This window comes from Povalibacter sp., from assembly GCF_036735925.1.
In the GTDB taxonomy this organism is placed as follows: domain Bacteria; phylum Pseudomonadota; class Gammaproteobacteria; order Steroidobacterales; family Steroidobacteraceae; genus Steroidobacter.
This window is the reverse complement of the sequence record NZ_DAINNK010000037.1, coordinates 1-11,435: the sequence shown is the minus strand read 5'-3', so window position 1 is coordinate 11,435 and position 11,435 is coordinate 1. Positions and strand designations below refer to the sequence as shown.

The 11,435-nt window shown below is 62.5% G+C and carries 9 protein-coding genes; 2 read left to right on the top strand and 7 right to left on the bottom strand.

Annotated elements, in window-relative coordinates; translation table 11 throughout:
* The first annotated feature begins 14 nt into the window (after positions 1-14).
* Positions 15-1,019: an alpha/beta hydrolase gene (locus tag V7D81_RS12585; RefSeq protein WP_324316878.1), complete on the top strand. Its 1,005-nt coding sequence runs from the start codon at positions 15-17 to the stop codon at positions 1,017-1,019.
* A 145-nt stretch (positions 1,020-1,164) separates the two neighbouring features.
* On the opposite strand, the gene V7D81_RS12580 is transcribed toward V7D81_RS12585, so the two are convergent.
* From V7D81_RS12580 to V7D81_RS23280, 4 genes are all read right to left on the bottom strand, one after another.
* A complete protein-coding gene (locus V7D81_RS12580) occupies positions 1,165-1,437 on the bottom strand; it encodes a hypothetical protein (RefSeq protein ID WP_324316877.1) in 273 nt (90 codons plus the stop codon).
* 155 nt (positions 1,438-1,592) lie between these two features.
* A complete protein-coding gene (locus V7D81_RS12575) occupies positions 1,593-2,927 on the bottom strand; it encodes a tetratricopeptide repeat protein (protein ID WP_324316876.1) in 1,335 nt (444 codons plus the stop codon).
* 156 nt (positions 2,928-3,083) lie between these two features.
* Complete coding sequence (locus V7D81_RS12570; protein ID WP_324316875.1) at positions 3,084-6,428, bottom strand: DEAD/DEAH box helicase; 3,345 nt, start codon at positions 6,426-6,428, stop codon at positions 3,084-3,086.
* 130 nt (positions 6,429-6,558) lie between these two features.
* On the bottom strand, positions 6,559-6,666 hold the full coding sequence (locus V7D81_RS23280; RefSeq protein ID WP_349257655.1) for a hypothetical protein: 108 nt from the start codon (positions 6,664-6,666) through the stop codon (positions 6,559-6,561).
* A 335-nt stretch (positions 6,667-7,001) separates the two neighbouring features.
* Between V7D81_RS23280 and V7D81_RS12560 the strand changes: the two genes are divergently transcribed.
* Positions 7,002-8,276: a TraB/GumN family protein gene (locus V7D81_RS12560; protein ID WP_324316873.1), complete on the top strand. Its 1,275-nt coding sequence runs from the start codon at positions 7,002-7,004 to the stop codon at positions 8,274-8,276.
* Positions 8,277-8,315: 39 nt separating this feature from the next.
* Here V7D81_RS12560 and V7D81_RS12555 read toward each other — a convergent pair whose 3' ends face one another.
* From V7D81_RS12555 to V7D81_RS12545, 3 genes are all read right to left on the bottom strand, one after another.
* Entirely contained in the window at positions 8,316-8,852 is a 537-nt protein-coding gene (locus V7D81_RS12555; RefSeq protein WP_324316872.1) for a GNAT family N-acetyltransferase, read from the bottom strand.
* Between the two features lie 119 nt (positions 8,853-8,971).
* Complete coding sequence (locus tag V7D81_RS12550) at positions 8,972-9,463, bottom strand: hypothetical protein (RefSeq protein WP_324316871.1); 492 nt, start codon at positions 9,461-9,463, stop codon at positions 8,972-8,974.
* Between the two features lie 107 nt (positions 9,464-9,570).
* Positions 9,571-11,435: TonB-dependent receptor domain-containing protein (locus V7D81_RS12545; RefSeq protein WP_324316870.1), on the bottom strand; the 1,865-nt coding region annotated here is incomplete at its 5' end.

Genomic DNA, 11,435 nt, shown 5'->3' with positions numbered 1-11,435 from the left:
AGAAGGAGAATCCCATGCGAAGTGCAAAGATCCTGCTGGCCCTTGGCCTGGCGTGCGGCGCATCCGCCGCGATGGCGCAGGACAAACCGTTCCAGTTTGCCGGCGCGCCGTGCGTGACGCCGCCGCCCCTGCACTGCCCCGACAAGGATTGCTCGGGCGACCGCGTGATCAATCCCGGCAACGTCGTCGAGATGAAGACGCGTCGCACGTACTTCCTCGACTATCCGTGCGATCTCAAACCCGGCGAGAAGGTCACGTTCGTCCTCAGCCTGCACGGCGGCGGTTCGTACGGGAACTGGCAACGTCACTACTTTCCGCTGCTCGACTACAAGGACAAGTACCGCCTCGTGATCGCGACGCCGAATTCGCCGACGCGCGCCTGGTCGCCGGCCGATGATGAATATCTGCAGAACATCGTCACGTTCGTCTACGACCAGATCGGCAAGGACAACGTGAAAGCGTTCTGGCTCGCCGGCCACTCGCAGGGCGGCCAGACCTCGAACCGCCTGCTGCAGACCGACTTCTTTCGCGAAAAACTCACCGGCTGGGTAAGCCTGTCGGGCGGGCGGCTCGGTTCGAAACGCGAAGACATCCGCGCGACGATTCCCGGCACGCCGCCAGCCGCCGCGGGCGCTCCGCGCACGCTCGCCGCCTATGCGGAGAACCTGCCGGACTACCCGTTCTCTCATATCTATGAAGCGGGCGAACACGAGTACACGGCAGCCGGTGTGCCGAAGACCTCACCCTGGGCGGAAAAACTGCAATGCGGCAAGCGCGAGCAGCGCGCCGACATCGTCGACACCCAGGCCGGTTACGTCTTCGACGGCAGCGGCACGCGTCCGCCGAGCAAGATCTGGGGACTGCAGCCCGGCCCCGGCACCGCGCAGGTTTATGTCTATCCGGACTGTGCCGACGGCCGCGTCGTCGCCGACATCGTGCGCCTCGGCAAGGGTCACACCGAAGGACTCGAGCCGCATGTCACGGAAGAGATCGTCAAGCTGATGCTGTCGGCGCGATAACGATCGCGATTGCGGACAGGAGGAAAAACGGCAGACGGGTTTCATCCGCTCTGCCTGTGGGGCCGGCTTTCCCGCGGGATTTCCTTCGGTCACAGCCGGCCTTCTTAAGGAGTCAGGCTGAAGCCTGACCTACAAGAAGAACAGTTCAGGGGGTGCGAGTCGTCGACTTCTTCCCCCACCGCCATGCGAGCGGCTTCTCACCTTTCCACGCGGTGACCGCGATCAACATGACGGAAGCGAGAGCGAGGACCCCGAAAAAGCCGGCCACGTCATCCCGGGGACGGAAGTACCCGATGCCGATGCCGATCAGTGCGAAGTACAGCAGCAGCACTACCCAACCCTGCCATCTGACCGGAAGACCCCAGCCCCATCCATACCGCTTCACCGGAAACCAGTATCGAGGCTTGCCCTGTTCCATCTCGGTCTCCCTCTCACGTCGAATGCTGTAGTCAAACCGGAACGCGTGGCGATGGATGCCATCGAAGCGCAGGATCGGGCAGCTACTGACGCTGCTGTCGCGACAATGAAGATAGCGAATCTTTATGAGGATGCATTCTTCAACTTATAGAGACGCTACGATCCCTCCGGGAGATCTGCCGATGCGGTCACGAATTCATCGAACCGCGTCATCACATACAGCCCGTCGGTTTTCGATTCGCGGAACTCCACCCGGTAGGTCTGCCGATGCCCGATCGCGACGCCGAAGAGCACGACGGGGTTGAATACCCGCTGACCCATATATGCCAGTGCTTCATCGTCGAGCCGGCCCTGACCCGACGACAGCACCACTTCGGGGTCATGAACGCTGCCTCCATCGGCAACGTACGCGCTCACGATCAGCGTCACGGCATCGGCAACCTTGTGCTCGTCGGCCTGCTTCTGGAAGTATCGGTTCGACGCCGCCCAGTTCGCCTCCAGAACCTGCCGCAGGCGGGCTGCGGTCTTGATCGCCTTCCTGTCATTGCCCAGCTTTCTGTAGACATTCGCCAGATGGATGAGATTGCGTTCGAGCACGACGCTCTTCGTTCCATAGATTTCCGAATCGGCCGACAACGCCTTCTCGAAGAGTTGCTGGGCGTCCTGCCACTTGCCCTGTCGCTCATAGAATGTGGCCGCCCCGTACCGCACGAGCGCGAATTTCCAAAGCCGGAGTCCCCTGAAATCGCGCGTTTCCCACAGGGCCTTGGCATACATCGCTTCGGCGTCTGGAATCCGATCCAGGCTTTCGTAGATTCTCGCGAGCGACATCACGAGATCGACGGAAGCCGGATCCGCCTTTGCGACCAGCGCGGTTTCAAGCAACGACGCTGCTTCCGCCGGATTCCCCATCGACTCCAGAACGAGCGCGAGATTGCCGAGCGCCGACTGCACGACCGCACTGTCGGCCGGCAGGTTTTTCTGCTTTATCGTCAGCGACCGGCGGTACAACTCTTCCGCAGCGGCGAACTTGCGCTGCATGAAGTACTGCTTTCCCAGACCATCGAGTTCGCGGGAAATCTCCGGATACTCCTTTGCGCCGGCAAGCTCCTGGATCGCCAGGGCACGTCTGTAGAGTGGCTCTGCCTCGTCGTGCTTGTATTGCCGGTGATAGATCTCCGCCAGGTTGTGCAGGCTGTTGCTGAGCATCGGGTACTCGGGATCTCCCATTTGCTCGGCCAGTTCCACGGCCTGCAACCCGAGAGGCAACGCTGCCTTCAGCTGCCCCCGTTCAAGCAACACCGTCACTTTCGCATTCAGGAGTTCCCATCGTTCCCGTTGCGCCGTATCGGCGACGGCGGACAGCGGGATTGAAACCGCCAGCACAACGAGCGCGCACGTCGTGAAGAATGAAACGTGCCTGCGTGTGGACATCCCGCCTCTCCCTTCCCTGATTCGCGTTCTTCTGCAGCCGTGGCACTGAGCGCGCATCCGACCGCTTCGATCTTGATCGTCCCTGCTTGACGCAGGTGTAGTCGCATTCTGCGTACCCGATAGAGAAGGCCGCTCGTCAATCGACGAATATCCTCAACCACCTATCGGCATACAGCTGGCGATCGTCCTGACGAGACTGCACTGCCGTACCCTCTACGCCAGCAACAACTCCAGATCCTCCCTGCTCAGATTCCGGATCGATGCGTTGTCGGCGTTGACGATGGCATCCGCCAGATCGCGCTTGCTGGTTTGCAGTTCGAGGATCTTCTCTTCGACGGTGTCGCGGGCGATCAGGCGATAGGCGAACACTTGCTGTGTTTGGCCGATACGGTGCGCGCGATCGATGGCCTGCGCTTCGACTGCAGGATTCCACCAGGGATCGAGCAGGAATACGTACTGCGCGGCGGTGAGATTCAGGCCGACTCCGCCCGCCTTCAGGCTGATGAGGAACAGCTTGCAGTCAGGGTCGGACTGGAACCGTTGCACGCAGGCCTGCCGGTCGCGCGTCCTGCCGTCGAGATACTCGTACGTAATCTTCATGCGATCGAGCTCGGCGCGCAGGATGCCGAGCATCTGCGTGAACTGCGAGAACACCAGCACCTTGTGCCCCTCCTCGACGGCTTCCGCGAGGCGCGGCAACAGCATTTCGAGTTTCGCGGAAGATTCACGTTTCAGCTTGTCGTCGATCAGGCCCGGATGAATCGCCGCCTGGCGCAATCGCAGCAGCATCTCGAGAATCTGCATCCTGGATTTGTTGATGCCTTCGATGGCGATGCGGCTGAGCAGGGCTTTGCGATAGTGGTCGCGTAGCTCGTCGTAGCGCTTGCGCTGCTTGTCGTCCAGCTCGCAGTACAGCGTCTGCTCGACGCGCGCTGGCAGATCGCGTGCGACCTGCTCCTTGGTGCGCCTCAGCAGGAAGGGCCGCAGCGCATGCGCGATGAGCCTGCGGGCATCGTCGTCCGCCGTGCTGCCCGTCGTCATGTCCTTGAACAGCGCCGCAGTGCCGAACATGCCCGGGTTGAGGAACTCGAACAGACTCCACAGCTCGCCCAGGTGATTCTCGATCGGCGTACCGCTCAGGGCCAGACGATGGTCGGCGCGCAGCAGCCGCACGGCCTTGGCCGAATCGGATGCCGCATTCTTGATGGCCTGCGATTCGTCGAGGATCGCGTAGTCGAAGCGCATGTTCATGAGGTCGGCCGCGTCGCGCCGCAGCGTGCCGTAGGTGGTCAGCACGACGTCCCATTGCTCGAAATGCGCACGATCCTTCTGGCGCTGCGAACCGGTGTGATCCAGCATGCGCAATTGGGGCGTGAAGCGTGCAGCCTCCTGCTTCCAGTTGTAGACGAGTGATCGCGGGACCACGATCAGCGAAGGCGGCACCGATTGCGCCACGGCGCGGGAGGATTTTCTGCTGCGGCCTGCCACGCGTTCGGGGTGCGAACGCTGCATTCGACGGCTTTCGAGCAACGCCAGCACCTGCACTGTCTTGCCCAACCCCATGTCGTCGGCAAGACAGCCGCCGAAACCGTACTGCCGTAGAAAGGCGAACCAGCCGAGCGACTCGCGCTGGTACGGGCGCAGCTCGCCCCTAAAGCCAGGCGGCGGTTCCAGCGATGCGATGCCGCCGAAGCGTTTCAGATCGGCACGCAGCCTGGCGAACGGCTCGTCGACGCTGGCCTGCGACTGCTGCGCCAGCAACGCATCCAGCAGCCCTGCCTGACTGCGGCCGAAGCGCACATGGTCCTGGTGCGTCTTTCCGGTTCCGGCGAATCCGGCATAGCGTTGCAGCCATTGTTCAGGCAGCACGCCCCACGTGCCATCGCCGAGTCTGACGAACTGCTCGCCGCTGCGCGCTGCCCGCAACAGGTCCGGCAGGTGCGCGACCTGGTCACCGAAGTGCACGTCGGCATGCAGTTCGAACCAGTCGATACCGGATTGAACGCGTACGTCGATCCTGCCGGCCTGGCGGTACAGGCGTCCCTGCGCTTCGACCTGCCATCCGGCCGAGAGCAGTTCGGAGACGACTGCAGGCAGACGCCGCGAGGCAAACGTGAATGTGTCGTGCGCATCGAGACCGCTGGCGGGCCGGTGCTTCAGTCCCGCATCTATCAACCGCTGCCTCGCCGCCGTCTCCGCCTGCATGTCCCGGCGTATGAGTTGTCGCTGTTCCCTGGTCAGAAGTACGCCGCGCGGATCGGCATGGCCGATCACTGCATCTGCATACGCGAAGCCGAGCTCGCCTTCGTACTTGTCGCCTTCCCACGAACGCGGCGTCGGACGCAGACGCAGTTGCGGACGCGGTTCCATTGCGATTTCTTCGTAGCGCAGCGCCGGCGGCAATTCGATGGGCGGCAACGACGGCGATTGCACGAGTGCCGCCACGAACTCCCCCGCATCTGCGGCAGGCACGGACACTGGGCCCTTCTGTCGCAGCAGCCACATCCAGGGAAATGCATGAGCCGGCTGGTAGCGCGAGATCGTCGAGGGCGTGATCATGAGGCCCTGTCTGAGCAATACAGCGGGCTCGCTCAGACTCATCGTCTGCGTGTTCCGGCGCAACACACCCTGCACTTCGTAGCGATCGCCGGACGGCGCTGCAACCGTGAGCACGAATTCCCAGGGTTCGCCATCGTCCCACGACAACAGGGTCCACGATGACTGATCGTCCTCGGGCTGCAATCGCACGTAACAGCGCGTAGTCGCGCACAGCACGGGCAGCAATTCGCGTGCCTGTCCTTCCGACATCTGGTAGCGCGCAGCGAGCGCCGGGCGATATCTGAACGCCCCATAGGCCGGCATCGAATAAAAGTCATACCCGCCGAAGTACTCCTGCGCTCCGCCGAGCAGCGTCAGGACGCGACGATCCGGCGCATCGAGCAATTCTTCGACGACTTCTGCAGGCACGGCGCGCACTTTCGGCTTGCCCCAGCTGCCGTCCTTCCTGGGATCGCGCGTCATGACATGCAGCGCGATCGCACCGCTGGCGCGGGTCGACGCAACATCGATGACGTACAGCAACTGACGTGCGGAGGGCCAGTCCAGCATGGCTGGTGACTGCGATGCCCGCGACAGATCGCTGATCTCTTTCAGTTGCGTGCGCCACGCAGCCTTGGGCTGAGGTTTCTGCGGCTTTCGCGACCGTCCGGGCGACATGTCTGCCATGGGACGATCGAAGGCCCATGGCTCGATGTGCTGCAATCCGAGGCGCTTGCCGTCTCCGGCAGGCTGCAGTATCGGATCGTCCCGCACGCTGACGATCAATGCCCACAGATGCTTGCACGGCGCGTCCTCCGCATAGGGGCATGTACATGCTGCGCGCAAGCGCGACCCGCGACGTTCGAGCATCGTCTCGTAGAGTTCGCTGCCGCGAACGAGCGCCCGTACGCGCCGGTCATCGATCTCCTCGACGGCGACCCGGCCGCTGTCGGCATAAGCATCGCCACGCCGGCGCGTGGCACCGTCGAAATATGGCGCGAACTGCGTCAGAACGGACATCGGAAGCCTCGGGACCCGCTCAGCCTGTCCAGAGATTCAGCGTCGTGTGCCTTGCCACATGCCTGCGGCGTCTCCGCCGGCCGGTCGCGACGCAGCAGCAGCGACCAGACACTGATGTCTACGAAGAGGCTCAATCGCGGGATCTCTCCTTCCTGTAGTCATACCCGGCGTCCCATTCGAGCTTTCCAGCAAGTTCGAGCAGCGCCTTCTGACGCCGCCGGGCGATGAACTCCTGCAATGCCTTCGTGACGGCAGCGGCCTTGGTCTTTATCTACGCTGACCTTGAGCGACTGCTCGATCAGTTCCGGATCAACAGAGAGATTGGTTGCCATGTGTAACACCTCACACAGGAAGCTACACACGGCAATCGATGATGACCAGCCTCTCCTCAATGACGACACCTGGATCGACGGCGGCGGTCCATAGGGCAGAGAACGCAGCGGCGACGTCGCAGTGAGCTGTGTGTACGCGGCGGTTCGCTGCCCGCCAGTCGAATATCACCAACCAACTATCGCCATACTGCTACTCACCTGCATTCGCGACACTAGCACCTTCAAGAAAGATTCCCCGACGTTGGCATTCAAGGAAGTTGAGCATGCGACTGAACCGGTTCGAGCAGCCCTGCTGTTTTTCGTTTGTGCTGCGGTGGCAAATGCCGATGAGGGCAAACCCGTCGATGAAGGGGCCGTCTTCCAGACTCTTCCTGTGAAGGCGAGCAGTGACCTGGTCGAGACCTGGCGAAAACAGTACGAGGGCTTTGCCGAACCCAAAGCACTGGCGATGGCCCTGGGCGAAGACGGTGCCTGGGCGTTCGGCTGGCTGGAAAAAGCGCCCGGCGTACTGCCTGCCATCGGGGCCGCGCTGCAGGGTTGCGAGCAGGCACGGCGGCAGAAGGAAATCGCCACACCCTGCGAAATCATCCGGGTGAACGATCAGGAGCTCGAGCTTGGCCGGGCGTTCGCGAAGCGCATCAATGCGTCCGATGCAACGCCTGCCATGGTCTGGCGCTTCCAGAAAAATGACAGGACGCTCTACCTTGCCGGCTCGCTGCACGTCTTCAAGAGTTCGCTCTATCCCCTGCCCGCAGCTTATGAGAAGGCATTCTCCGACTCGGAGAGTCTGATCCTCGAAGTCAATCTGGCCGCGGTGCCTCCGCAGGATCTGATGAAGCTCCGGCAGAAGCATCTGATGCTTCCCGACGGCAAGACCCTGGATTCAGTGTTGCCCGAGCCGTTGCTGGAGAAGACAAAGAAAGAGATCGCCGATCTGGGCGTCCCCTGGAGCGCTGTGGCCACGCTGACGCCGGCGGCCCTCGGCATCGAGTTTTCGCAAGCGCTGTTCATGACTCGCGGATACTTTCCGCAGGCAGGTATCGATCAGCACCTGCTGACCCGGGCATTGCAGGGCGGCAAGACCGTCGACCAGCTGGAAACCCTGGAATTCCAGCTTGCGCTGCTGGGAGAAATGCCGGTCGACCTGCAGAAGATTCAGTCGCGAACGACCCTCGACAGCAAGACATTGAGTCACCGGCCCGATGAACTGCTGGAAGCCTGGTACCTCGGAGACCTGCAGCGAATCGCCAGCCTGATGGCGACGGACTACGACGCTTCCGCCGAACTCCGGAACTGGCACCGACGGGTCTTCCGGGAACGCAACGAGAAGATGGCCGACCAGATTGCCGGACTGCTCGAATCGGCACCGCAGACAAAGATGATCGTCGTCGGTACCGGCCATCTGGCTGGCGACGACAGCATCATTCAGCTGCTGGCGCAGAAAAAGATTACAGGCGTGCGGCTGAGCAGAGATGGATCACCGCTGAAAGAGGAGCGTGTCAGTCCTGGCCATTGATGCGCCCTGTCCGGGCGATGGCGACGCGCGGAGCGAGGTTCAGGCCTCGCCCGCAGCAGACCGGAAGAAGATGCGATTCCCGAACGACTGGCCCTGGATGACGTACAGGGCGTGCCCCACATCCTCGTAGCGCTGACGCTTGTAGAACGAAAGCGCCCGCGTGTTGCGCTCCCACGCGGAGAGCCAGACGCCCGCGCTGCCGGCCTCCCTGGCCCCGCGTTCAACCCGCTGAAGAAGCGCACGTCCCAGACCACGGCCTTGCGCCTGCGGCTGAACGTACAAGCGAACCAGCTCCGAGCCGCGAATACCAGGAACCGGAGACTCCGTATCGTTGCGCAGCACCTCGGCAAATCCCAGAAGACCCTCACCCTGTTCGGCCAGATAGAAAATCCTCTCTTCCTGAGATAGTCGCTGCACGAACGCAGTGTGACCGTACTCGGCAAATGCTTCCCTGGCCAGATCCGGACGGACGCCTTCCGTGGCATATGTGTCGAGGAAGACCTGTATCGCGAGCGCCGCGATGGCTTCAGCGTCGGCGACCGAGCCGACGCGAACTGAAGTGGCTGAAGTGACCACGATGTGTGATTTCGCTCAGACGCAGACCGCATTCCCACGTCGCAACGACGCAGGCGTGTTTCAGGAAGGAAGGAGGCGAGACATCGATGGCGGCGCTGATGCTGCGACAGCGCCCTTCTCTATCTCAGCGGAATCACCTTGAATTTCGCACCGTCGATTCTCATCCAGTAGCTGGCGAGCAGCGTGCCTCCCAAGGGGCTGGACTGCTCGATGGTCGCCATGCTGTTCGCACGGAACCGTTTCGATCCGCCGCTGGACTCCTGCCACGCCGAGCCGTCGCTCAGATAGAAGATGTGACGGTCGTCGATGGTCTTGCTGATGCGCGTGACTTCGAATGCCTTGGGAGCCTCGTCGATTCGCGGCGCAACCGTATCGCGTGAGGCTGCGACCGTCTTCTGGCTTGCGGCTTGTCCGCCCTGATCCGTCGACGGCCGAACCTTGGCTGTGTCCGTCGCCACAGGAGCGGGCGCCGCTTCCTGCGCAGCGCGCCCAGGCAACTCGTCGAAACATTGCAGCCGGGTTGCCCGGTCTGCGATCGCCTGGCACCGCGCCACTGCATCATCCAATCCCGCCGCCGTCGCCTGTGAAGCAAACGGCAGCGCCAGTGCCACGAGGAAAGCTTTGCGATGAAGTTTCATGGCCTCGTTATGCATGGACTTTCCGCTCCGGGTCAAGATCGCCGCCCTGACGGGCGGCGATCCTGAGCACTCGAGGTCTCTTAGAAAGACGTCGTGAGCCGGGCGTACCAGGTGCGGCCGAACGGATCCTCGAGGTATGCGTTGTAGCCACCCGGGGTGCTGTACGGGGTAGCCAACTGGTCGAACGCATTGAGGGCGCCCACCGTGATCCGACCCTGGTTGCTGAACATCAGATCGCTGAAGTCGTAGGAGTACGACAGGTCGAAGGTCGAATAGCTGGGCAGGGTCAGCTGACCGCCAGGAATGTTGCGGACGAACACACCGTCATGGAAGTGTCCGGACAGCAGCACGTTGTGCGAGCCGAGCGACCAGCCGATGCGGGGAGCCACGGTCCATTCCGGCAGTGCCGGATACACCGTCCCTTCATTGGTCTTGCCCTTGGCATCGACGACCGGACCGTTCTCGACCGACTGATACTCGTACTTGCGGACGTTGGTGGCGTTGGCGCCCAGCCGCAGTTCGCCGGCCCTGCCGAGATCCAGCCGGTAGTCCACCGCGATGTCGACCTGGGTCGTCTCCACGGCAGCCGCGTTGATGAAGCTGGTGATGACCCGGCCCAGCTGCGGTCCGGAGTACTGGATGCGGGGATCGTTCAATCCGCCGTTGGTCCATCGCTCGTGCGCCCCACTCAGGCAGGCATTGGTCGGCGTTGCACCGCACTGCGCATTGGCGTAGGCGGCGTAATTGACGGCATCGGCATTCAGGATGCTGGTTGACGGGTACTCCGTAATACGATCCGTGAAGTCGATGTTGACGTAGTCAGCCTTCAGGGACAGATCGCCGTCCAGCAGCTGCAACGCGAAGCCCACGGTGTAGCTTTCCGCCGTTTCCGGTTCCAGGCTCGGATTGCCCGCGACGGAGCTCACCACGAAGTTGGCGATCGTCGGGCTGCACCGGCCGCCGGAGAGCGCGCAGGTGGGATCGATCGTTTCCCGCGTGACGTTCGTCGTCGCCTTCTGCTGCCGCAGCGTGGGCGCCTGGAAGGACGTTCCCCAGGAAGCGCGCAGGGACAGGATATCGATGGGCGAATAGACGAGACCCACCTTGGGATCGAAGCTGCTGTCCATGTCGTCGACGTCGGTCAACCGGCCGGCCAGATCCAGGTTCAGCTTGCCCGCACGGTTGTCCATGAGCGGCAGACTGAACTCCGCAAAATAGGAGTTCGTCCGGCGACCGTCCCGGAAATCGGAATCGCAGCCCAGCGACCAGGAGTCGCAACCGCCGCGATGGCTGTCGGCGTAGTAGTCCTCTGCGGAGTCGAGCAGCTGCAGGCCCACCGCCACGCCGGCACGACCGCCGGGCAGAGAGAACAGCGAGCCGTTGCTCACGACCAGATCGACCGCCTGCAGCTTCGTTTCGCCGTTCCAGGTCGAACGATAGGCCACCTGGTCGGCAACGTACTGAGTGTTGTAGGCCGGGCTCGACTCGGGCGTGATGGTGCTGCCGCACACCCTGTCGACGCACTCGATCTGCGAGGTACCGAACGGGTTGTACCACTGGTCCCGGTTGGTACCGAGCTTGCCTTCCAGACCCAGGGCGATGCCCATGAGCGAGGCGTCGGCGCGCGTCTGCATGTCGCGGAAGCGGTTGTAGGTGTAATCGATGTCCGCCAGCCAGTTGTCGGTGATCTCGATATCGAAACCGACGGAATAGCGGCTGAAGGTTGCCTTGTTGGTCAGCGGTGACGAGTTGTCGTCATTCGAGACCGTCGGCAGGCCCTGGAAATCCTTGCCCAGCGGACGCCAGCCCGCGAACATCACGTCTTCATTGAACGCAACGCCCGATGTCGGATCGGTCGGCGCCCCCGATAGGATGACCCGGTTGTTGCCGTCACGATCGGCAATGCCGTCGCCATTGGCATCCAGCGCGAACAGCGGCTGACCCG